Source organism: Pseudomonas sp. UBA1879 (genome assembly GCF_002338065.1).
Taxonomy (GTDB): Bacteria; Pseudomonadota; Gammaproteobacteria; order Pseudomonadales; family Pseudomonadaceae; genus Aquipseudomonas.
Map to the genome: position 1 here is coordinate 142248 of NZ_DDHJ01000011.1, position 22839 is coordinate 165086.

The 22839-nt window shown below is 62.5% G+C and carries 22 protein-coding genes and 1 pseudogene; 17 read left to right on the top strand and 6 right to left on the bottom strand.

Features of this window, described 5'->3' with window-relative positions:
- Positions 1-45: 45 nt before the first annotated feature.
- From relA to B3N48_RS11215, 5 genes are all read right to left on the bottom strand, one after another.
- A complete protein-coding gene (relA, locus tag B3N48_RS11195) occupies positions 46-2289 on the bottom strand; it encodes a GTP diphosphokinase (RefSeq protein ID WP_296183438.1) in 2244 nt (747 codons plus the stop codon).
- A gap of 161 nt (positions 2290-2450) precedes the next feature.
- Positions 2451-3806 (bottom strand): 23S rRNA (uracil(1939)-C(5))-methyltransferase RlmD, encoded by a 1356-nt coding sequence (gene rlmD, locus B3N48_RS11200; RefSeq protein WP_296183441.1) that lies wholly within the window; start codon positions 3804-3806, stop codon positions 2451-2453.
- A complete protein-coding gene (gene cysM, locus B3N48_RS11205; protein ID WP_296183444.1) occupies positions 3806-4708 on the bottom strand; it encodes a cysteine synthase CysM in 903 nt (300 codons plus the stop codon). The genes rlmD and cysM overlap by 1 nt, the downstream gene beginning before the upstream one ends.
- Positions 4709-4898: 190 nt before the next feature.
- The gene (locus B3N48_RS11210; protein ID WP_296183447.1) at positions 4899-6278 is read right to left on the bottom strand and encodes a sensor histidine kinase; all 1380 of its coding nucleotides are present in this window, start codon (positions 6276-6278) and stop codon (positions 4899-4901) included.
- The gene (locus tag B3N48_RS11215; RefSeq protein ID WP_296183450.1) at positions 6271-7002 is read right to left on the bottom strand and encodes a response regulator transcription factor; all 732 of its coding nucleotides are present in this window, start codon (positions 7000-7002) and stop codon (positions 6271-6273) included. Before B3N48_RS11215 ends, B3N48_RS11210 begins: the two co-directional genes overlap by 8 nt.
- Before the next feature lie 238 nt (positions 7003-7240).
- Here B3N48_RS11215 and B3N48_RS11220 point away from each other — a divergent pair, with 238 nt between their 5' ends.
- From B3N48_RS11220 to B3N48_RS11245, 6 genes and pseudogenes are all read left to right on the top strand, one after another.
- Complete coding sequence (locus tag B3N48_RS11220) at positions 7241-9994, top strand: response regulator (RefSeq protein WP_296183452.1); 2754 nt, start codon at positions 7241-7243, stop codon at positions 9992-9994.
- 219 nt (positions 9995-10213) lie between these two features.
- The gene (locus B3N48_RS11225; protein WP_296183455.1) at positions 10214-11197 is read left to right on the top strand and encodes a 2-hydroxyacid dehydrogenase; all 984 of its coding nucleotides are present in this window, start codon (positions 10214-10216) and stop codon (positions 11195-11197) included.
- A 287-nt stretch (positions 11198-11484) separates the two neighbouring features.
- Complete coding sequence (locus B3N48_RS11230) at positions 11485-11922, top strand: hypothetical protein (RefSeq protein WP_296183458.1); 438 nt, start codon at positions 11485-11487, stop codon at positions 11920-11922.
- Complete coding sequence (locus B3N48_RS11235; RefSeq protein ID WP_296183460.1) at positions 11919-12323, top strand: META domain-containing protein; 405 nt, start codon at positions 11919-11921, stop codon at positions 12321-12323. Before B3N48_RS11230 ends, B3N48_RS11235 begins: the two co-directional genes overlap by 4 nt.
- A gap of 114 nt (positions 12324-12437) precedes the next feature.
- Positions 12438-12647 carry a hypothetical protein gene (locus B3N48_RS26860; RefSeq protein ID WP_414704226.1) on the top strand — a complete coding sequence of 70 codons (210 nt, stop codon included), beginning with the start codon at positions 12438-12440 and terminating at the stop codon, positions 12645-12647.
- 228 nt (positions 12648-12875) lie between these two features.
- A pseudogene (locus B3N48_RS11245) lies at positions 12876-12971 on the top strand (META domain-containing protein); the annotation flags it as partial.
- Positions 12972-13156: 185 nt separating this feature from the next.
- Here the strand turns inward: B3N48_RS11245 and B3N48_RS11250 are convergent.
- The gene (locus B3N48_RS11250; RefSeq protein ID WP_296183462.1) at positions 13157-13624 is read right to left on the bottom strand and encodes a TlpA family protein disulfide reductase; all 468 of its coding nucleotides are present in this window, start codon (positions 13622-13624) and stop codon (positions 13157-13159) included.
- Between the two features lie 102 nt (positions 13625-13726).
- Here B3N48_RS11250 and arsC point away from each other — a divergent pair, with 102 nt between their 5' ends.
- From arsC to B3N48_RS11305, 11 genes are all read left to right on the top strand, one after another.
- Positions 13727-14080, top strand: coding sequence for an arsenate reductase (glutaredoxin) (arsC, locus tag B3N48_RS11255; protein ID WP_296183464.1), 354 nt, complete (start codon positions 13727-13729; stop codon positions 14078-14080).
- Entirely contained in the window at positions 14077-14682 is a 606-nt protein-coding gene (gene wrbA / locus B3N48_RS11260; RefSeq protein ID WP_296183466.1) for an NAD(P)H:quinone oxidoreductase, read from the top strand. Before arsC ends, wrbA begins: the two co-directional genes overlap by 4 nt.
- Positions 14675-15082: a DUF2069 domain-containing protein gene (locus B3N48_RS11265; protein WP_296183467.1), complete on the top strand. Its 408-nt coding sequence runs from the start codon at positions 14675-14677 to the stop codon at positions 15080-15082. Before wrbA ends, B3N48_RS11265 begins: the two co-directional genes overlap by 8 nt.
- A 69-nt stretch (positions 15083-15151) precedes the next feature.
- Entirely contained in the window at positions 15152-15823 is a 672-nt protein-coding gene (locus B3N48_RS11270; protein WP_296183469.1) for a DNA-3-methyladenine glycosylase I, read from the top strand.
- Between the two features lie 93 nt (positions 15824-15916).
- Positions 15917-16600, top strand: coding sequence for a GntR family transcriptional regulator (locus B3N48_RS11275; RefSeq protein WP_296183471.1), 684 nt, complete (start codon positions 15917-15919; stop codon positions 16598-16600).
- A 265-nt stretch (positions 16601-16865) separates the two neighbouring features.
- A complete protein-coding gene (locus B3N48_RS11280) occupies positions 16866-17816 on the top strand; it encodes a 4-hydroxyproline epimerase (protein ID WP_296183473.1) in 951 nt (316 codons plus the stop codon).
- A complete protein-coding gene (locus B3N48_RS11285; protein WP_296183475.1) occupies positions 17813-18946 on the top strand; it encodes an NAD(P)/FAD-dependent oxidoreductase in 1134 nt (377 codons plus the stop codon). Before B3N48_RS11280 ends, B3N48_RS11285 begins: the two co-directional genes overlap by 4 nt.
- Complete coding sequence (locus tag B3N48_RS11290; RefSeq protein WP_296183476.1) at positions 18939-19175, top strand: (2Fe-2S)-binding protein; 237 nt, start codon at positions 18939-18941, stop codon at positions 19173-19175. Before B3N48_RS11285 ends, B3N48_RS11290 begins: the two co-directional genes overlap by 8 nt.
- Complete coding sequence (locus tag B3N48_RS11295; RefSeq protein ID WP_296183478.1) at positions 19172-20431, top strand: NAD(P)/FAD-dependent oxidoreductase; 1260 nt, start codon at positions 19172-19174, stop codon at positions 20429-20431. Before B3N48_RS11290 ends, B3N48_RS11295 begins: the two co-directional genes overlap by 4 nt.
- A gap of 332 nt (positions 20432-20763) precedes the next feature.
- The gene (locus B3N48_RS11300; RefSeq protein ID WP_296183481.1) at positions 20764-21507 is read left to right on the top strand and encodes an AraC family transcriptional regulator; all 744 of its coding nucleotides are present in this window, start codon (positions 20764-20766) and stop codon (positions 21505-21507) included.
- Positions 21508-21869: 362 nt separating this feature from the next.
- A complete protein-coding gene (locus B3N48_RS11305; RefSeq protein ID WP_296183483.1) occupies positions 21870-22688 on the top strand; it encodes a transporter substrate-binding domain-containing protein in 819 nt (272 codons plus the stop codon).
- Positions 22689-22839: the final 151 nt, after the last annotated feature.

Here is a 22839-nt window from a genome sequence, read left to right on the forward strand (position 1 = left end):
TACACAGACAACTTGCAGCTTGCAGCTCAAAACTCACAGCTGTTTTCAGGGCGTGCGATTACGCCGGGTTTCGATGATGTTCGGCAACTGCGAAATCCGCCCCAACAGACGACCCAACGCGTCCAGCCCCGGAATCTCGATGGTCAGCGACATCAGCGCGGTGTTGTCTTCCTTGTTCGAGCGGGTGTTGACCGCCAGCACGTTGATGCGCTCGTTGAGCAGCACTTGGGAGACGTCGCGCAGCAGACCGGACCGGTCGTACGCGCGGATGATGATGTCCACCGGATAGGTGAGCACCGGCACCGGCCCCCAGCTGACCTGGATGATCCGCTCCGGCTCACGCCCGCCCAGCTGCAACACCGAGGCGCAGTCCTGGCGGTGAATGCTCACGCCCCGACCTTGAGTGATGTAGCCGACGATGGCGTCTCCGGGCAACGGCTGGCAGCAGCCGGCCATTTGCGTCATCAGGTTGCCGACGCCCTGAATCTGAATGTCGCCGCGCTTGCCCGGTTTGTAACCCGAGGCCTTGCGTGGAATCAGCTCCAGTTGCTCATTGCCGCGTTCCGGCTCGACCAGCTGTTGCGCCAGATTGACCAATTGCGCCAGACGCAGATCGCCGGCCCCAAGGGCGGCGAACATGTCTTCGGCGATTTTCATGTTGGCCTTTTCGGCCAGCTTGTCGAAGTCCACCTGGGGCAACGCCAGACGCGCCAGCTCGCGCTCCAGCAAGCCCTTGCCCGCCGCGACGTTCTGATCCCGTGCCTGCAGCTTGAACCAGTGAACGATCTTCGCCCGCGCCCGCGACGTGGTGATGTAACCCAGGTTCGAGTTCAGCCAGTCGCGGCTCGGGGTGCCGTGTTTGCTGGTGATGATTTCGACCTGCTCACCGGTCTGCAAGCTGTAGTTGAGCGGCACGATACGCCCGTTGATCTTCGCGCCTCGGCAGTTGTGGCCGATTTCGGTGTGCACGCGGTAGGCGAAGTCCAGCGGAGTCGCGCCTTTGGGCAGGTCGATCGCGTGACCGTCCGGGGTGAACACGTAAACGCGGTCCGGCTCGATGTCGACGCGCAGTTGCTCGGCCAGGCCACCGATATCACCCAGCTCCTCGTGCCATTCCAGCACCTGACGCAGCCACGAGATTTTCTCCTCGTAGTGATTGGAGCTGGATTTGACGTCAGTACCTTTGTAGCGCCAGTGGGCGCAGACCCCGAGTTCAGCTTCTTCGTGCATGGCGTGGGTACGGATCTGCACCTCCAGCACCTTGCCTTCCGGACCGATCACCGCAGTGTGCAGCGAGCGATAGCCGTTCTCCTTGGGGTTGGCGATATAGTCGTCGAACTCTTTGGGAATGTGGCGCCACAGGGTGTGGACAATCCCCAGCGCGGTGTAGCAGTCCCGCATCTCCGGGACCAGCACGCGCACGGCGCGAACGTCGTAGATCTGGCTGAATTCCAGACCCTTGCGCTGCATTTTCCGCCAGATGGAATAGATGTGTTTGGCCCGACCGCTGATATCGGCCTTGACCCCCGTCGCCAGCAGTTCGTTCTCCAGCTGGGACATGACGTCGGTGATGAAACGCTCGCGGTCGAGGCGGCGTTCATGCAACAGCTTGGCGATCTGCTTGTACTGCTCGGGTTCGAGGTAGCGGAAGGACAGGTCCTCCAGCTCCCATTTGATATGACCGATGCCGAGGCGATGCGCCAACGGCGCGTAAATGTCGAAGACTTCCCGGGCGACCCGGTTGCGCTTCTCATCGTCGGTGTTCTTCACCGCGCGAATGGCACAGGTGCGCTCGGCCAGCTTGATCAGCGCGACGCGTACGTCATCGACCATCGCCACCAGCATCTTGCGCAGGTTTTCCACCTGCACCTGGGTACCAAGGACCATCGATTGGCGAGGACTGAGGCTGGCGCTGATAGCAGCCATGCGCAGCACACCGTCGATCAGCTTGGCCACGGTCGGGCCGAAACGCTGACTGACGTCGGGCAAGGGGATCTTGCCCTCGCGCACGGCACGGTAGATCACAGCGGCGACGAGGGAGTCCTGATCGAGTTTGAGGTCGGCCAGGATTTCGGCGATTTCCAGACCCGTCTGAAAACTCGACGTGCCCTCCGCCCAGAGGTTCTTGGCGGCGTTGTCCTGTTGCTCGGCTTGCCGGGCAAATTCACAGGCTTCTTTCAACGCCTGTCGGTCCACTGCGAGGTCGACGCTGACCACATGATCAAGCCATGCGTCGAGGTTGATACTGCCGTCTGTGTTGATCGGCTGGTGCGCTCTCACCTGTACCATGTTGCTTACCTTCCCTAAGGCGCGATGAAATGCGCCATCAGTCGCCGGCCTTCTCAGCGCATGCTCCTTGCGGGCCTTGCAAGGTCTCGCATGCGCGGGCCAGTCGGATTAAACGGGTTTCCCTGTGAGACGTCGGCTTGCTTCCTGAAGCCCTGCTGGTCTCACTTACCCGCTTCAAATAACGCCATTGCCTCGACATGTGCTGTCTGCGGGAACATATCGAGAATTCCGGCACGTTTTAATCGGTAGCCCTGCCTGATCAGTTCGACCGTGTCGCGCGCCAAAGTTGCCGGGTTGCACGACACATACACCAACCGCTCGGCGCCCAGCTTTGCAAGCTTGCCGACTGCCTCGAACGCCCCGTCACGCGGGGGGTCGAGCAAGACCGCGGAGAAACCTTCCGCTGCCCATGACGCCTTGTCCAGCGGCTGCGACAAATCCGCCTGATGAAACGTCACGTTGTGCAAACCGTTGCTGGCCGCATTGTCGGCCGCCCGTCTAACCATGACGTCGACCCCTTCCACCGCCACCACCTCGCGCGCGATCTGCGCCAGCGGTAGAGCGAAGTTACCAAGCCCGCAGAACAAGTCCAGCACTCGTTCATCCGAACGTGGGGCAAGCCACGAAAGTGCCTGCTCGATCATTGCCTGATTGACCTGCGCATTGACCTGCACAAAGTCACCGGGCCGATACACCAGCGCCAGGTTCCACGGCCCGAGCTCATACCCCAACTGCGCGGCAGGGTCCACAGGCTGCGGCTCTCCTTCGCCGTGCAACCAGAGTTGCGCGCCGTGGCTGTCACAAAACGCTTTGAGGGTTTCCAGATCCTGCGTTGCCAGCGGCGCGGTGTGGCGCAGCAACACGGCATTGGCCGAACCGCTGAACAACTCGACATGACCCAACGCCTGGGGTTTGTTCAACCTGCGCAGCATGCCCGGTAACGCCGTCATGATCGGTTGCAAGGCCTGTACCAGCACCGGGCATTCTTCGATGGCGATGATGTCCTGGCTCGAGGCGGCGCGAAAGCCAACGTCCAGCCGTTTGCCTTTGGCATCCCAGCGGACGGCGATGCGCGCCCGCCGACGGTAGGCGTATTCGTCACCCACTAACGGAGCGGCCCACTCTTCGGGCTCGACCCCGGCCACGCGGCTCAACTGCTCGGCCAGCATGCGCTGTTTCAGGGCAAGTTGTTCGTCGTGAGGCATATGCTGCACGCTGCACCCACCGCACCGGCCAAAGTGCTTGCAGGGTGCCGGGCGGCGTAGCGGGCTGGCCTGGAACACGCGCTCGGCCCGCGCCTCGACCACTTTGCCGTGGGCGCCAAGCACCCGCGCTTCCACGTCTTCGCCAGCGAGGCTGCCGGCAACGAACCAGGTCCGGCCCTCGACGAAGCCGATGCCGCGCCCGTCGTTGGCCAGCCGCTCGATAGTCAAACGTTGCTTTTTACCGGTCGGGACCTGCGTTGTCCGGGTGCCGCCACTGGGCTGGAAACGCAGGCTGGTCTCACGCTTGGCCATCAGTTGGGCGCATCGTAGACGCCGGTCGACAGGTAACGGTCGCCACGGTCACAAATGATCGCGACCATGACCGCATTCTCGACTTCCCGGGCAAGACGCAACATGCCTGCCACAGCGCCGCCCGAGGACACGCCACAGAAGATGCCTTCTTCGCGGGCCAGACGCCGCATCACGTCCTCGGCTTCGCTTTGCGCCATGTCGACGATGCGGTCGACACGGTCGGCCTGGTAGATTTTTGGCAAGTATTCGTAAGGCCAGCGACGGATGCCGGGAATCGATGCGCCGTCCATGGGTTGCAGGCCGACGATCTGAATCGCCGGATTCTGTTCCTTGAGGTAACGCGAGGTGCCCATGATGGTCCCCGTGGTACCCATGGAACTGACGAAGTGGGTGATGGTGCCGCCGGTCTGCCGCCAGATTTCCGGGCCGGTGCCGACGTAATGCGCCTCAGGGTTGTCGCCATTGGCGAACTGGTCCAGTACCTTGCCACGGCCTTCGGCCTGCATGCGCTCAGCCAGATCACGGGCGCCTTCCATGCCTTCTTCCTTGCTGACCAGAATCAGCTCGGCGCCATAGGCGGTCATCGCGGCCTTGCGTTCGGCGCTGGAGTTGTCCGGCATGATCAGAATCATCCGATACCCCTTGATGGCGGCGGCCATGGCAAGAGCGATGCCGGTATTGCCGGACGTCGCTTCGATCAACGTATCGCCGGGGTGGATCTGACCGCGCAGTTCGGCACGGGTGATCATCGACAGCGCCGGACGATCTTTCACGGAACCGGCCGGGTTATTGCCTTCGAGCTTGAGCAGCAACGTGTTGCTGGTGTTCCCGGCCATGCGTTGCAGACGCACCAGCGGGGTGTTGCCGACGCAATCGGCGATGGTTTGATACTGCAGGGTCATGGCGTGTTTGCGATCCAGACGTGCGGGGGTCGCCTATCATACCGGCAATCGCCCCAAGCCCATATCACGCAAAGTGAGTTCGATAGGGCGAAATGGAATAAAGGCTAAAGATGCGACTGCATGATGCAAGGATCCTCCTGTAGGCGTGAGCGTGCGCGCGCGGGGCTACAGGTGTGTGGACGGGGCCGAGTCAAGTTGCGGCCTCTGTTTCTCTGGCAGGCAACCGCATGATCATCCGCAACCCGCTTGCCGTGTTCTCGGCCCACATGTCGCCGCCCTGCAACCGCAAGGAATTGCGGGCGATGCTCAGTCCCAATCCGAATCCACCATCCCCCGGCCGGGCGCCGTCGAGTCGGATGAACGGCGCGAAAATGCGTTCAAGGTCGCTCTCGTCCACCCCGCCGCCTTGGTCCTCCAGCCACAACAGCCAGGCATCTCCGTCACGACGGCCACCCAATTGCACGATGCCTTCAGGGGGCGAATGACGAATCGCGTTGCGCAGAATGTTTTCCAGGGCCTGCGCCAGGGTATTGAGGTGGCCACGGACCCAACAGTCGCTGTCCAGATCACACACGAACTGCCGCAAGGGCCAGCAGCTCTCGAAGCGGGCGTTATCCACCAGCATGTCCCACAGCGCCAGCACCTGAATGTCTTCGTCAGGCAACTTCTCGCGCTCGGCGTCGAGCCAGGCGAGGTGCAGGGTGTCGTCCACCAACCGGCGCATGCCCTCGACTTCCCGGCTCAAGCGCTTGCGCAGGTCCGGCAGACTTTGCTCACTGTCACAGGCGACGCTGAGTCGGCTCAACGGCGTGCGCAGTTCGTGGGACAGGTCCCGCAGCAACTGCTGCTGAATCTGCACCGTCGATTGCAGGCGCGCGGCCATGTGATCGAACGCGCGATTGAGTTCGCCCAGCTCGTCCTGTCGGGCGGTCATCTGCGACGAGAGGCGGCTGGACAGGCGATCGGCCCGCCAAGCGTTGGCCTGCTCCCGGAGTTGATTGAGCGGGCGGATGAGCAACCGGTACAGCCCGACGCATAGCAGCAGCGTAAACAGCGCCGGGATGACCCCGTTGGTCAGCATTTGCCAGACCAGCGCATAACGCCCCGGTTTGAAACGCTCCGGCAATTCGATGACCAGGCTGCCGAGGCTGGGATCATTGGGAAAGGGGATCTTGAGCCAGGGAGCAGTCTTTTGACGTCGGCTCATGGGCCAGTCGACGCCCCGCATGAAGGTCAGCCGCTGCATCTGGCTGTCATCGAGCGGCATGCTGCTCAGGGACTGCAAGTCGTGGCCAATCACGCCCACCCAACCGGGCTCATGGCGGCGGACCTCTCGCAGCCAGTCGTCAATGCCCCGCTCGTTCCCTACCGTCCAGGCCTGCTCGGCTTCGGCGGCATAGCCGTTGAGGACAGTCCGCGCTTCCGCGGAAAGGAAGGCGTTCTGGGTCTCGACGTAGCGCCCCCAATACCAACTGAGCCAGATCATCAACAGGCAGAAACCCACCAGCAGAAAGGCGAGTTTCCAGAACAGCGAATGCTTGCCGGGCAAACGGAAACGGCGGTCAGGCATCCGCTGGCGCCGCCGTCAGCACGTAGCCTTTGCCCCATACGGTCCGCAGCTGACGCGCTTCATAGCCAATCGCCTTGAGCTTGCGCCGAATCTGACTCACGTGCATGTCGAGGCTGCGGTCATGCTGGGAATAGCCGCGCTGCAACACATGCTGATAAAGGAAGGCTTTGCTCAACACCTCTTCGGGCGTGCGCCAGAGGGTTTCCAGCAGACGATATTCACTGCGGGTCAATTGCGCGGCCTTGCGGCCAAAACTGACGTCACACAGGTCCTCGTCGAACGTCAGTGGGTCGACGCTGGGCGCCACCGCTGTCTCGACCACCGTATTGAAGCGTCGCTCCAGCTCCACGCGGCGCAAAATGGCTTCGATACGGACCCGCAGTTCGTCGACGCTGAACGGCTTGGGCAGGTAATCGTCGGCGCCATGGCGAAAACCGGTGATGCGGTCAGCCTCGGCGCCCAGCGCCGACATGAGAATGATGGGCATCGTGTGGCGACGACGCAGATGAACGAGGATGTCCAGCCCGTTCATGCCCGGCAGCAGAATGTCCATGAGCACCACATCGAAAGGTTGCGCCTGGGCACGTTCGAGCCCGTCTGCGCCGTTCTGGCACCAGGTGACATGAAAGCCGCAACGGTCCAGTTGGTCGTGCACGAACGCGCCGAGCACAGGATCGTCCTCGATGGCGAGTATGCTAGGGCGATGAATGATGGCGGGATTCATTGGCGTCTGCGAGTGATTCTCAGGGCCGCGATTATTCAAGATTGCGCAGTGACGGGCAATGGCGACTGATCGGAGATGTGCGTAGGAGCGTTCCTTATCGTCCATTTAGCCGGGATTGCTGTCGCGCAAGTGGCTACACTGCCCGGATTACCCAAGGTCGAAAGGCAACCATGGCGCAGGTCTTGCTGCGATTCATCGCATGACATGAGTACGTGAACGGGATTGCCGGAGAAAAAGTGTGCTGAACAAACTGGGCATAAAAGGCCGCGTATTGCTGCTGACGCTGTTGCCAACCTGCTTCATGGCAGCGTTGCTGGGCGGCTATTTCACCTGGATGCAGCTGTCGGAACTGCACACCCAGTTGCTCAAGCGGGGCGAAATGATCGCCAACGAACTCGCACCCTTGTCGGCGGCAGCGCTGGCCAGCGCCGACAAACCGATGCTCGAGCGCATCGCCGGTCAGGTGCTGGAGCAGGCGGACGTCCGCGCCGTGTCGTTCCTCGACGCCAACCGGGCCGTGCTCGCTCACGCGGGGCCGACCATGATCAACCAGGCGCCGATCGGCAACAGCACGCACATGCTGCAGCGCTCGGAAAATGACGCCACGCGGTATCTGATGCCCGTATTCGGACGCAATCGTCACCTGACTGGCAGCGTGATTCCCGAAGAAGCCGATCGCCTGCTGGGCTGGGTCGAGCTGGAACTGTCCCACAGCGGCACCCTGTTGCGCGGCTATCGAAGCCTGTTCGCCAGCCTGCTGCTGATCGCCGCCGGTCTGGGTCTGACTGCCGTTCTCGCCCTGCGCATGAGCCGCACCATCAATGCCCCCATCGCGCAAATCAAACACGTGGTGGCGCAACTGAAGGATGGCAATCTGGAAGCGCGGCTGCCGCCGATGGGCAGCAATGAACTGGACGAACTCGGCTCGGGCATCAACCGCATGGCCGCGACGCTGCAAAACGCCCAGGAAGAATTGCAGCACAGCATCGAACAGGCCACCGAAGACGTGCGCCAGAACCTGGAAACCATCGAAATCCAGAACATCGAGCTGGACCTGGCGCGCAAGGAAGCCCTGGAAGCCAGCCGTATCAAATCGGAATTCCTGGCCAACATGAGCCACGAAATCCGCACGCCACTCAACGGCATTCTCGGCTTCACGCACCTGTTGCAGAAAAGCGAGATGACCCCGCGTCAGCACGATTACCTCGGCACCATCGAAAAATCCGCCGACAACCTGCTGAGCATCATCAACGAAATCCTCGACTTCTCGAAGATCGAGGCCGGCAAGCTGGTGCTGGACGCCATCCCCTTCAACCTGCGCGATCTGTTGCAGGACACCCTGACCATCCTCGCCCCGGCCGCCCACGCCAAACAGCTGGAGCTGGTGAGTCTGGTGTATCGCGACACGCCGCTGTCACTGGTGGGCGACCCGCTGCGGCTGAAGCAGATCCTCACCAACCTGGTGAGCAACGCCATCAAGTTCACCCGCGAAGGCACCATCGTCGCCCGCGCCATGCTGGAAGACGAACAGGACGATACGGTGCAGTTGCGCATCAGCGTGCAGGACACCGGCATCGGCCTGTCGAGCCAGGACGTGCGGGCGCTGTTTCAGGCCTTCAGCCAGGCGGACAATTCGCTGTCCCGGCACTCCGGCGGCACCGGGCTGGGGCTGGTGATCTCCAAGCGCCTGATCGAGCAGATGGGCGGCGAAATCGGTGTGGAAAGCACGCCCGGCGAGGGCTCGGAATTCTGGATCAGCCTGACCCTGCCAAAAACCCGCGACGACCTCGAAGACCTGCCCGCCCCGCCGCTGATGGGTCGGCGGGTGGCGGTGCTGGAGCATCACGATCTGGCCCGCCAGGCGCTGGAGCACCAACTGGAAGACTGCGGCCTGCAACCCATGGTGTTCAACAATCTGGAAAACCTCATCAATGGCGTCACCGTGGTGCACCAGACGCCGCACGCCATTGAAATGGCCGTGCTGGGTGTGACCGCCCATGAGCTGCCCCCCGAGCGTTTGCGCCAGCAGATCTGGGACCTGGAGAACCTCGACTGCAAGGTGCTGGTGCTGTGCCCGACCACCGAACAGGCGCTGTATCAGGCTTCGGTGCCGGATCCCTACAGTCAATTGCAGGCCAAGCCGGCCTGTACCCGCAAACTGCGGCGCGCGCTCTCAGAGCTGATCAGCCCGAAACAACTGCGCAATGAAGCGCCCGAGCCGGTGTCCAGTCGCCCGCCACGCATTCTGTGCGTGGACGATAACCCGGCGAACCTGTTGCTCGTGCAAACCCTGCTCGAAGACATGGGGGCCAAGGTCCTGGCAGTGGACAGCGGTTACGCGGCGGTTCAGGCGGTGCAGGACGAAACGTTCGATCTGGTGTTGATGGACGTGCAGATGCCGGGCATGGACGGGCGTCAGGCGACCGAAGCGATTCGCGGCTGGGAAACCGAGCGCCAGATTACCTCGCTGCCGATCGTCGCCCTCACGGCGCACGCCATGGCCAACGAAAAACGTGCCCTGCTGCAAAGCGGCATGGACGATTACCTGACCAAGCCGATCAGCGAACGGCAATTGGCGCAGGTGGTGCTGAAATGGACGGGCCTGGCCCTGCGCAATCAGGCGCCGGAGCGGCATCAGGAGATCAGCCAGGGCAGCCTCAGCATGCAGGTGCTGGATCATGAGGAAGGTTTGCGCCTGGCCGCTGGCAAGGCCGATCTGGCCGCCGACATGCTGGCGATGCTGCTGGCATCGCTGAGCACCGACCGCGAGGCCATTCGTTCGGCCCGCGACGCAAGTGACCATGTGGCGCTGATCGAACGCGTCCATCGCCTGCATGGCGCTACCCGTTACTGCGGCGTGCCGCAATTGCGAGCCGCCTGCCAACGCAGCGAAACCCTGCTCAAACAGGACTCACCCGACAGCGACAAAGCCCTGGATGAGCTGGAGAAGGCCATCACGCGGCTGGAAATCGAGGCGCGGGTGAGTGCTTGATGTGGGTCAGCGCTACATCGTGTCGGCCGTGCCACTCTCCCTCTGTAGGAGCGTGGCTTGTCCCGCGATCTGTCGCGCAGCGGCAGCAATCCCAAAGCACGCGCCAGATCTGATACACCGCGTTTTTCAATTTTACGGCGGGTTCCCCACCGATCGCGGGACAAGCCACGCTCCTACCGTTCTGCTGTGTCAGACATAAGCTCTTCGGGAAGAACCACCATGCGTACCCTCCTCTACAGCAGCCAGACCTACGACCGCGACAGTTTCCTCGCCGCGAACGCCACCGCACGCCTCGACCTGCATTTCCAGCCCGCACGCCTGACGCTGGACACGGTGGCGCTGGCCGGCGGTTACCCGGTGGTGTGCGCCTTTATCAATGACGACCTCAGTGCACCGGTGCTCGAACGATTGGCTGCGGGCGGCACTCAGTTGGTTGCACTGCGCTCTGCCGGTTTCAATCATGTCGATCTGCCGACCGCTCAGCGCCTCGGCATCAGCGTTGTGCGTGTCCCGGCCTATTCGCCTCACGCGGTGGCCGAACACGCGGTGGCATTGATCCTTTCGCTGAACCGCCATTTACACCGCGCCTACAATCGCACCCGTGACGGCGACTTCACCCTGCACGGTCTGACCGGGTTCGACCTCGTGGGCAAGACCGTCGGTGTAGTCGGCACCGGGCAGATCGGCGCCACCTTCGCGAAGATCATGGCGGGTTTCGGCTGTCAGCTGCTGGCCTACGACCCTCTTCCCCATCCGCAGGTCGAGGCCCTTGGTGCGCGGTATCTGCCGCTGGATGAACTGCTCGCCGAGGCGCAGATCATCAGCCTGCATTGCCCGCTCAACGAACACACCCGGCATCTGATCAACCGGGCGTCGCTGTCGCGCATGCAACGGGGGGCAATGCTGATCAACACCGGGCGCGGTGCGTTGGTCGATACCCCGGCGCTGATCGGCGCGTTGAAATCCGGTCAGCTTGGCTATCTGGGGCTGGACGTCTACGAGGAGGAAGCGCAGCTGTTTTTCGAGGACCGCTCCGACCTGCCGTTGCAGGACGATGTGCTGGCGCGCTTGCTGACGTTTCCCAACGTGGTGATCACCGCGCATCAGGCGTTTCTGACCCGCGAGGCGCTGGGGGCGATTGCGCAGACGACGCTGGATAACATCGCGGCGTGGGCGGCGGGGAATCCGCAGAATAGCGTGTAGACCGATGTATGTTCAGGCGCTGACGGCCCGGTGGGAGTGAGCTTGCTCAGGAAAGCGATCTGCCTGAAAAGCGATCAGCGTCTGACTGGACGCATTCTTCAGCATGCTCACTCCCATGCAGCGCCACCCATTCGGCGTGTCAGCGCAACAGCTCGCGAGCAAGCTGCGCACCTAAGCCCCCGGCCAGTAACAGACCGCATGAATTCCGATCTCGGCTGCACTCCGCCCACCGGCAGCGGGCATCTGCGATCTAAAGTGTTAGCATGCGCGCCTATTTGGAGACCCCTATGGCCGAACACGATTTTCGCTACAGCATGCTGACCCCGCACCACACCCTGATCGAATGCCGCAGCCTGGCGGTCGGTCGTTATCAAGTGACCGGCAACGGTGGCTCGATCAAGCACGACGACGTGCTGCTCGTCACCGTCAAAGGCAGCAAAGACCTTTACATGCGCCTGAACGTCGAAAAAGTCCGCCACCTGATCAACCCGCCTGGTCAGTGGGTCGCGGTGGCCAACGGCCCGGCGTTCACCGAGCTGGCGATTCATCAGTGGACAGTCAACTGCAACGGCTGTGGCAAGGCGCAAGACATCGAGTTCATGGTCGATGCCAAAGAAGGCAAGAAAGCCCTGAAACCGGCCGCCACCGCGCGCATTGCCGAGTTGGGCTGGAAAACCGTCGGCGAGAACCACCTGTGCCCGGCCTGCGCCAGGAACGCCGCATGAAACGCCTTGGCCTGACCCTGCTCGCTGCCACGCTGCTCAACGGTTGCGCGAGCGATAACGACGCGCTCAAGCGTGATCACGGCTACGTGCTGGAGTGGATCGGCGAGCGTCCGCTGATCGACAACAGCCACCTGACCATGACCCTGGGCAAGGATGGCCGGGCGTACGGCAATGGCGGCTGCAACCACTGGTTCGCGTCGTACACACTGAAGGGCGACGCGATCAGCTTCGGGCCTGTCGGCAGCACCCGCAAGATGTGCGCCCCTGCCTTGATGGAACAGGAGCACCGATTCCTTGAGGCGTTGGCCACGGTGCAGCATTGGGATGTGTCGGAGGTTGAGCAATTGCAGCTGTGGCCTGCGCAAGGTTTGCCGCTGAGGTTCTGGCTGGAAGAAGGTTGATACGTTCGCGGTGAACTGGCTTGCCTCGAACGTCCTGTAGGAGCGTGGCTTGTCCCGCGAACTGTCGGGAACCGGCAGCAAACCCGGCAGACGCGGTGTCCCCAGGTGCTCGGCATGTTCAGGTTTTACGACGGGTTCCCCGTCGATCGCGGGACAAGCCACGCTCCTACAGTGGATTGCAGCGCTTACCCCTTGCCTTTCGATTCCATCAGTTTCTGCGTCGCGCTGGGCACGGTGCAGCATTGGGATGTGTCGGAGGTTGAGCAGTTTGAGCTGTGGCCTGCGCAAGGTTTGCCGCTGAGGTTCTGGCTGGAAGAAGGTTGATACGTTCGCGGTGAACTGGCTTGCCTCGAACATCCTGTAGGAGCGTGGCTTGTCCCGCGAACTGTCGGGAACCGGCAGCAAACCCGGCAGACGCGGTGTCCCCAGGTGCTCGGCATGTTCAGGTTTTACGACGGGTTCCCCGTCGATCGCGGGACAAGCCACGCTCCTACAGTGGATTGCAGCGCTTACCCCTTGCCTTTCGATTCCATCAGTTTCTGCGTCGCGCTGGGCACAGTGCAGCATTGGGATGTTCCGGAGGTTGAGCAATTGCAGCTGTGGCCTGCCCAAGGTTCGCCGCTGAGGTTCTGGCTGGAAGAAGGTTGATACGTTCGCGGTGAACTGGCTTGCCTCGAACGTCCTGTAGGAGCGTGGCTTGTCCCGCGAACTGTCGGGAACCGGCAGCAAACCCGGCAGACGCGGTGTCCCCAGGTGCTCGGCATGTTCAGGTTTTACGACGGGTTCCCCGTCGATCGCGGGACAAGCCACGCTCCTACAGTGGATTGCAGCGCTTACCCCTTGCCTTTCAATTCCGCCAGTTTCTGCGTCACGCCCGCCGCCGTCTGCTCACCCATCAACTGCTCACGCACTTTGCCCTTGTCGTCGATGATGTAGGTCACCGGCAGTGCTTCGCTTTTCGGCAGGTCGTATTGTTCGGCGGGGTCCTGGGCCAGCACGGTGAATTTGATCCCCAGTGCGTTGGCGGCGTTTTTCAGGTCTTCGCCTTGCAGGTCGTCGAAGTTCACCCCGAAGACACTGACGTTTTGCCCCTTCATTTGCTCGGACAGCGCGTTCAATTCCGGGATTTCCGTCCGGCACGGGCCGCACCATTCAGCCCAGTAGTTAACCACCAGCCAGTGTTTGTCGACCCGGTCGCTGGCCACCTTCTGACCGTTCTGATCAGTGCCCAGATCAACGCCGCACCCGCTGAGCAACACACTTCCGATAAGCGCTACCGCTGCTGCCAACCGCCTTGCCATGATGCTTGTTCCTTTCATTGAAAACGCGATGCGGACCTGAGGTTGGTCTTTACCGAGACGCCTGTAGAATACCCGCCACCCCACGAAAGATGCGACCCGCAAATGACCGATCTGACGCTTTATCACAACCCGCGCTGCTCCAAATCACGTGGCGCGCTGGAATTGCTCGAAGAACGCGGCCTGACGCCGACCATCGTGCGTTACCTGGAAACGCCGCCCAGCGTCGCCCAATTGCGCGAACTGCTGGGCAAGCTCGGCATCGATGCCCGCGCCTTGTTGCGCACGGGCGAAGAGGAATACAAAACCCTGAATCTGGCCGACTCCGGTTTGAGCGATGACGCGCTGATCGAAGCGATGGCCGCGCACCCCAAGCTGATCGAACGCCCGATTCTGATCGCCGGTGACAAGGCTGTGATCGGTCGTCCGCCTGAGAACATTCTGGAGTTGCTGCCATGAGCGCGCCGTACATTCTGGTGCTGTTTTATAGCCGCAATGGCTCGACCCGCGAAATGGCGCGGCAGATTGCGCGGGGTATCGAGATGGGCGGGATGGAAGCGCGAGTGCGCACGGTCCCGGCGATTTCCACCGAGTGCGAAGCGGTCGCGCCGAGCATTCCGGAGGCCGGTGCGCTGTACGCGACCCTCGACGATCTGAAAAACTGCTCGGGCCTTGCGCTAGGCAGTCCGACACGTTTCGGCAACATGGCCGCGCCGCTCAAGTATTTCCTCGACGGCACCAGCAACCTGTGGCTGACCGGCGCACTGGTCGGCAAGCCAGCCAGCGTGTTTACCTCCACCGCCAGCCTGCACGGCGGCCAGGAAACCACGCTCATGTCGATGCTCCTGCCGTTGCTGCACCACGGCATGCTGGTCGCCGGTCTGCCTTACAGCGAGGCGGCATTGGTCGACACCCGCGGTGGCGGCACGCCTTATGGCGCCAGTCACCACGCAGGGGCGGACGGCAAACGCCCGCTGGATGAACATGAAACGACGCTGTGTCGCGCACTGGGTCAACGTTTGGCCAAGACCGCGCTGTTGCTGGAACCTTCCCGTGGCTGAAAAGCCCAACGTGCTGCCCCCGTTGCACTGGCTGGAATCGCGTGTTCGCTGGAGTCGGCGGGTGGCCCTGGGATGTTTTTTGGCACTGATGGCGTTGCTGGGCGTGTATGACCTGGCGTTCGCCGACCTGCACGGCGCACGGCCTTGGGTGATTCTGTCGATCGAGTGGGTGCCGCTGCTGGTGCTGGCCCCCGGCATGTTGATCGGCAGCCCTCGTGGCCATGCGTGGACCTGCTTCGTGGTGAATCTGTATTTCATCAAGGGCGCGCTGGCGGTGCTCGACCGCGGTCGCGCGTGGTTCGGCGCGCTGGAAATACTCGCCAGCCTTGCCGTCTTTACCAGCGCGCTGCTATATGCGCGCTGGCGATTTCAGCTCAACTGCAAGCTCGCCGCCTTGTAGGAGCGCGTGGTGTCAGAGGATCCGGGGTGAATAGTCAAATCCGGCCGTGAATTTCGTTTTGGAGAGGGCATGCAAGACTACAAATGGCTCAATGAATACTGCCTCAATCGCTTTGGTTCCGCCGCCGCGCTCGAAGCGCATCTGCCAACCCCCGCTACCCCGAAAAAACTCAAGGCCCTCAGCGACGACCGCTACCTGTCGACCATGGCGCTGCGGGTGTTTCGCGCGGGGCTGAAGCACAGTCTGGTGGACGCCAAGTGGCCGGCGTTCGAGCAAGTGTTCTTCGGCTTCGACCCGGAAAAGGTCGTGCTGATGGGGGCCGATCATCTCGAACGGCTGATGCAGGATGCGCGGATCATTCGCCATCTGGGCAAGCTCAAGAGCGTGCCCCGCAATGCGCAACTGATCCTCGACGTCGCCAAGGAACACGGCAGTTTCGGCCGCTTCATCGCCGACTGGCCGGTGACCGACATCGTCGGTCTGTGGCGCTATCTGTTCAAACACGGCAACCAGATGGGCGGGTTGTCGGCGCCGCGTTTTCTGCGGATGGTGGGCAAGGACACCTTCATTCCCAGCCACGACGTGGTCGCCGCGCTCAACGCACAGAAGATCGTCGATAAAGTGCCCAGCAGCCAGCGCGATCAGGCGGCGGTGCAGGCGGCGTTCAATCAATGGCACGCTGAAAGCGGCCGCCCGTTGTGCCAGCTGTCGATGATGCTGTCGTACACGGCCAACCACTGATCTTTTTTTCAGGCACGGCGCGCAGACCCCTCACGACACAAATCGGAGGCCGTATACAATATCCGGCATTCGCCCATTGCCTGAGTCGCTCGCGTGCCCTTCCTTCTTGCTGATGCCCCCAACCTCGGCGTTGCGCCCTCCGCGTCCGAGGTCATCGCCACGTATCTGCGTGAGTCGATCATTTCCGGTCAGTTCGCCGAGGACGAGCCGATTCGCCAGGACGACATCGCCCGGGTGTTCAACGTCAGCAAGATCCCGGTCAGGGAAGCGCTCAAACGCCTGGAAGCGGAGGGTTTGGTGCAATTTCAGCGCAACAAGGGCGCAGTGGTCACGCGGATTTCCGAGCCGGAGCTGGCGCAGATTTTCGAGGTCAGGGTGTTGCTTGAGGTGCAGGCGATTCGGCTGGCCGTGCCGAGAATGACCCAGGCGCAGATTGACCGGGCGCAGACCATCTGCGATGAGTTCATGGGTGACGATGACATCGGGCGCTGGGCCGAGCTGAACTGGGCGTTTCATACCTGCCTGTACGAGGCGGCGCAACGGCCGTTCCTGCTGAACATGATTCGCTCGATCCACGACAAGGTCGAACGCTATCTGCGGGTGCAGATGAGCTTCGACGAAGGCAAGGAGCGGGCCGATCTGGAGCACCGCGAAATCCTCAAGGCCTGTGCTGAACGAGACGTGGACAAGGCTGCCGAACTGATCGAGCACCACATCATCGGCGTCTGCCGCGCCCTCTACGCCCACCTGCCCAACGCGGCGCTTAGCGAAATCTGACGCCAGTGACTGTGCCGATTTCGTCATTTCATGGGGCGAAATCGGTCAAGACCCTTTTCTGTATTACCGCCAATCTGATTGACAACGAACTCGACATTGATCTGAGGCGCGGCCACTGATCTGTAGGAGTGAGCTTGCTCGCGATGGGGTTCTGCCAGCTGCTTGTCCGGGGCTGACACACCGCGATCGCGAGCAAGCTCACTCCTACAGGGATCGGCGTATGCCGAGGGATCAGCGCTCTCTCTGGCAGGTTTAAGGTGAACACATGAAACGCATCCAGATCCTCGATTCCCACACCGGCGGCGAGCCCACGCGGCTGGTGCTGAACGGTTTCCCCGACCTCGGCACCGGCAGCATGGCCGAACGTCGCCAGCGGTTGGCCGATGCGTTTGATGACTGGCGGGCCGCCACGGTGCTGGAGCCTCGGGGCAGCGATGTGCTGGTCGGCGCGTTGCTGTGTGAGCCGGTGGACCCCGAGGCCTGTGCCGGTGTGATCTTTTTCAACAACAGCGGCTACCTCGGCATGTGCGGCCACGGCACCATCGGGCTGGTCGTGTCGCTGGCTCACCTGGGCAAGATCGGGCCCGGGGTGCATCGCATTGAGACGCCGGTCGGCACGGTTCAAGCGACCCTTCACGAAGACCGTTCGGTCAGCGTCAACAACGTGCCCTCGTATCGCTACCGCAAGAACTTCATCGTCGACGTGCCCGGCCTTGGCAACGTGACCGGCGATATCGCCTGGGGCGGTAACTGGTTCTTTCTCATCGCCGATCACGGCCTCAGCGTCAGCGGCGACAACCTCGACGCCCTCACCGACTACACCTGGAAAGTGCGTCAAGCGTTGGAAAGTCAGGGTATCCGGGGTGAAGACGGCGGCGTCATCGACCATATCGAGCTGTTCGCCGACGACGATCAGGCCGACAGTCGCAACTTCGTCCTGTGCCCCGGCAAGGCCTACGACCGCTCGCCCTGCGGCACCGGCACCAGCGCCAAACTGGCGTGCCTGGCCGCCGACGGCAAACTCGAACCCGGCGCGCTATGGCAGCAGGCCAGCGTGATCGGCAGCCAGTTTGACGGCAGCTTCCAATGGCAGCATGGCGAGCGGCAGGTGGGCGACCGCATCGTGCCGACCATCCGGGGCCGCGCTTATATCAGTGCCGAAGCCACGCTGCTGCTGGATGACGACGATCCGTTCGCCTGGGGCATCCGTTCTTGATCGCAGGGCGCGTGGCTGACGTGATTGTCATCGGCGGCGGCATCGTCGGCGCGGCCTGCGCGGACGAACTGGCCAGCCAAGGCCTCAACGTGTGCGTCCTCGATTGCCAACGCCCGGCCGCGACGGCAGCGGGCATGGGCCACTTGGTGGTGCTCGATCACAGCCCGGCCGAACTGGCACTGGGCGAATATTCAGTACGGCTGTGGCGCGAGCTGGCAGCGCACCTGCCGGACGACTGCGCCATGCGCACCAACGGCACGCTGTGGCTGGCCTGCAATGAGCCGGAAATGGCCGAGGCCGAGCGCAAACAGCAGGCCTTGAGCGCGTTCGGTCTGGGCTGCGAATTGATCAGCGGCGCGGCGCTGGCGGAGGTCGAACCGTCGCTGCGCCCCGGCCTGCTCGGCGCGCTGAAGGTCAGCGGCGACGGCATTCTGTACGCTCCCAATGCGGCGCGCTGGTTATTGCAACGTCAGCCAGGTCGTGTGCGTCAGCGGCAGGCTGAAGTCGTGGCCGTCGAAGGCAATCGCGTGAGGCTCGCGGACGGTCAGTGGCTACAGGCCGACGCAGTCCTGCTCGCCAATGGCATCTACGCTAAAGACCTTTGCCCGGACTTGCCTCTGCAGGCCAAGAAAGGCCACTTGCTGATCACCGACCGCTACCCGGCGCAGATCAGCCACACGTTGGTAGAGCTGGGCTATATCACCAACGCCCACAAGGGCGACGGCCCATCGGTGGCGTTCAATCTGCAACAGCGTCCGACCGGGCAACTGTTCGTCGGCTCGTCCAGGCAATTCGACAACCACGACCCGGCCATCGACGCCGCCATGCTCGGCCGCATGCTGCGTCGGGCCATGGACTTTCTGCCCGATCTGGGCCATCTGAACGGCATTCGCAGCTGGACCGGATTTCGCTCGGCCAGCCCCGATGGCCAGCCGCTGGTAGGCGAACATCCCCAGCAACCTGGACTGTGGCTGGCGGTCGGGCACGAGGGGCTGGGCGTGACCACGGCCACCGGCACCGCCAAGCTGCTGGCCGCGCAGTTGCTGCGCACTTCGCCACCCGCCGAGCTGCAACCGCATCTGCACGCTTACCTGCCACAGCGCTTCATCGGAGCCCATGTCCATGCCTGAATTACGCATCGACGGCCAGCCGTTTCGCTTCGCCCAAGGCACCACCGTCGCCGCCGCGTTAATGGCCTGCGGTGACCGTTGCAGTCGCACATCGGCCAGCGGCCAGCGTCGAGCGCCACTGTGCGGGATGGGGATTTGTCAGGAGTGCCGCGTCAATATCGACGGCCTGCGGCGATTGGCCTGCCAAACGATCTGCCGCGACGGGATGCAAGTGGACACGCAGCCATGACCGATCACGTCGACCTGCTGATCATCGGCGCCGGGCCTGCCGGAATGGCCGCTGCCCTGGCCGCTGCGACTACGGGCATCCGCATTGCGATCCTCGACGATAACCCGCTGCCGGGCGGGCAAATCTGGCGCGACGGGCCGAACGCTCAACTGCCGGCACTCGCCAGCCACATGCGCACGCAACTGCAACGACCGGCCAACATTCAACGGCACACGGGCACCAGGGTCGTTGCCTTGGCAGGCCCCAAACAGCTGCTGCTGGAAGATCCCGAGCGCGGTTGGGTGCTGGGCTACGATCGGTTGATTCTGTGCACCGGTGCCCGTGAACGGCTGCTGCCCTTCCCCGGCTGGACCTTGCCCGGCGTCACCGGCGCAGGCGGGTTGCAGGCGTTGATCAAGGGCGGTTTGCCGGTGGCGGGCGAACGGATTGTGATCGCGGGCAGCGGGCCGCTGTTGCTCGCCTCGGCACACACCGCGATCAAGAACGGCGCGGAGGTGGTGCGCATCGCCGAGCAGGCTTCGTTCGGTGCGGTCAGCCGTTTTGCAGCGGGCTTGTGGCGCTGGCCGAACAAGGCGGTTCAGGCCACAGGGCTTGCCCATGCGGCGTATCGAACGTCGGCCCATGTGCTGGAGGCGCTGGGGTCGGCGCGTCTGGAAGCGGTGCGCATGCAAGTGGGGAATCGGGTTGAAGACGTCCCCTGCGAGCGGTTGGCCTGCGGGTTCGGTCTGGTGCCGAATGTGGAACTGGCCTCGGCGCTGGGCTGCCGGATTGAAGAAGGGGCGATTGCCGTGGATGAGTGGCAGGCCAGCAGTCTGGCCGATCATTTCGCCGCCGGGGAGTGCACAGGGTTTGGTGGCAGCGAGCTGGCGTTGGTCGAAGGCCGGATTGCCGGGCTGACAGCGACGGGTCAGCAGGATCAGGCGCGTCAGCTGTTTGCGGAACGTCGGCGTTGGCAGGGGTTTGCGGACCGGTTGAATCACGCGTTCGCCCTGCGGCCTGCGCTGAGACACTTGGCGCGACCGGACACGTTGGTTTGCCGTTGCGAAGACGTGCCTTACTCGGCACTCGCCTTTCATGACAGCTGGAGCGCCGCCAAACTCAACACCCGCTGCGGCATGGGCGCGTGCCAGGGGCGCATTTGCGCCACTGCCGCGCAGACGCTGTTCAACTGGGAGCCGCCGCGGTTACGGCCGCCGTTCAGTCCAGCGAGGGTAGCGACGTTGGCGTGTTTGGGTGAGTCGGATTCCGCGGCCTGAGACCCTCTATGGGTTGAATGCGGCCTGCTTTTGATTCTGGCCAAAGGCCGTGGGAGCCGGCTTGCTGGCGAATGCGGTGTGTCAGTTGCCGAATAAGCTTCTTGACACGACGCTTTCGCCAGCAAGCCGGCTCCCACAGGTATGACGCCGGTCGCAGATTTTATGACCTATGCATGACCCTGTAGGAGCCGCCTTGGTGGCGAATGCGGTTTGCCGGGCCAACATAGAATTCCCACGGCCTTCGGCCAGAAGTGCGATCTCGGCTAGGCGTCGTACCTCATATGCCGCATCATCAACCTCGTCCTTCTGATGCGACGCGCTCCGCGGTGAACATGATTGACCTGCTCCCCACTTCGCCCCCGCCCAACCTCGATCACCTGATCGCCAGCCTGGCGCTCGTCGCGCCGTTGCTGGATGCGATCCCTGAGGTCGTGTTTTTCGTCAAGGACGCGCAGGCCCGCTACGCAATGGTCAATCAGACCCTGGTGCAACGCTGCGGCTTCAAGGAAAAACGCGATCTCTTGGGCCGCACCGCCGAGGACGTGTTCCCCGTCCGTTTCGGCCCGTTGTACACCGCGCAGGATCGTCGCGTGCTGGCGGATGGCAGGCAACTGAACGATCAACTGGAGCTGCACCTTTATTACGGCAATCGGCCGGTCTGGTGCCTGACTCACAAGATTGCCCTGCGTGATGCTCAAGGAGCGATCATCGGTCTGGCGGGCATCTCGCGGGATCTGCAAATCCTGCAATCGCACCCGGCGTATCAGAAGCTGGCCGAGGTCGATGCCTACATTCGCGAACACTTTTCCCGACCGATCACGCTGCAAGAACTGACGGCCATTGCCGGTCTTTCCATCGCGCAACTGGAACGCCACTGCAAACGCATCTTTCAGCTCACGCCCCGGCAAATGATCCACAAGGCACGACTTGGGGAGGCCTCGCGTCTGTTGCGTGAAGACCTGTCGATCACTGAGGTGGCGTTGCGCTGCGGGTACACCGACCACAGTGCGTTCAGTCGGCAGTTCCGGGCGTTGACTGGCGTCTCGCCCAGCGAATACCGCGAGTCCCAGAGGTAAGGCTCCGCTGAAGGGTTGTGCCTGGTGATGCACCTGTGAGCGTGATGCTTGCTGACGAACGCGCCAGAACGGCCACCTCGAAACCGACTGGGCTGACCTCTTCGTGAGCAAGCTCACTCCCACAATTTCCGGTCCGGCTACCCGTTCATCGCTCGCCCAACGTGCATCCATGAAGCACTCGGTCTGTATTTGCTCCTTTATGTAACACCGCTTTTGCGCGTCGGTCCGCGGGACGTTCGTAACCCACTGATCCCAAACCCAGAATCACACAGCGGTCAAACAGGCACGTCCCGTGCATAGAAAATATCGTATACGAAATTACTTATCCGGCCGTTTCCTGACGTTCATCCAATGAGGCTCCTATGAAAAAGCATGCGTTTGCAGTAGCCCTCCTCGCCGTAATGAGTTCTTCCTTTATCAACATGGCGTTTGCCGACAAGCTCGATGACATCATCGACTCCGGCAAACTGCGCTGCGCGGTGACCCTGGATTTTCCGCCGATGGGCTCCCGGGATGACAAGAACAACCCGGTCGGATTTGACGTCGATTACTGCAACGATCTGGCGAAAGTGCTGGGGGTGACCGCTGAAGTCGTCGAGACGCCGTTTCCCGATCGCATTCCGGCGTTGGTGTCCGGGCGTGCCGACGTGATCGTCGCCTCGACGTCCGACACCCTCGAACGCGCCAAGACGGTCGGGATGACCATCCCTTACTTCGCCTTTCAGATGGTGGTGCTGACCCGCGACAACACCGGCATCGCCAAGTATGACGACCTCAAGGGCAAGAACGTTGGCAACACCAGCGGCACCTATGAAGCCATCGCCCTGGAGAAAGACCAGAAAGCCTGGGGCACCGGCAGTTTCCGCGCCTACCAGACGCAGAACGACACGATCCTCGCCGTCGCCCAGGGCCACATCGATGCGACCGTGGTCACCAACACCGTCGCCGCCGCGACCCTCAAATCCGGCAAATACAAGGGCCTCAAAGTGGCCGGCAATGCGCCTTACGTGATCGATTACGTGTCGCTGGCGGCCAAGCGCAACGAGTACGGCCTGATCCATTACCTGAACCTGTTCGTCAACCAACAGGTGCGTACCGGCCGTTATGACGAGTTGTGGAAAAAGTGGGTCGGTGATGAAATCAAGCCCGCCAACCTGACCGTGCCAGGGGTTTATTACTGAGCCCGACATGACCACGGCGTTGGCGTCCGGCGATTTTTTTGCGCCGCACGCCCAACCTGTGGGAGCCGGCTTGCTGGCGAATACGGCAGTTCAGGCACTGATGTGTCGACTGCTCCACAGCTTTCGCCAGCAAGCCGGCTCCCACAGGGGT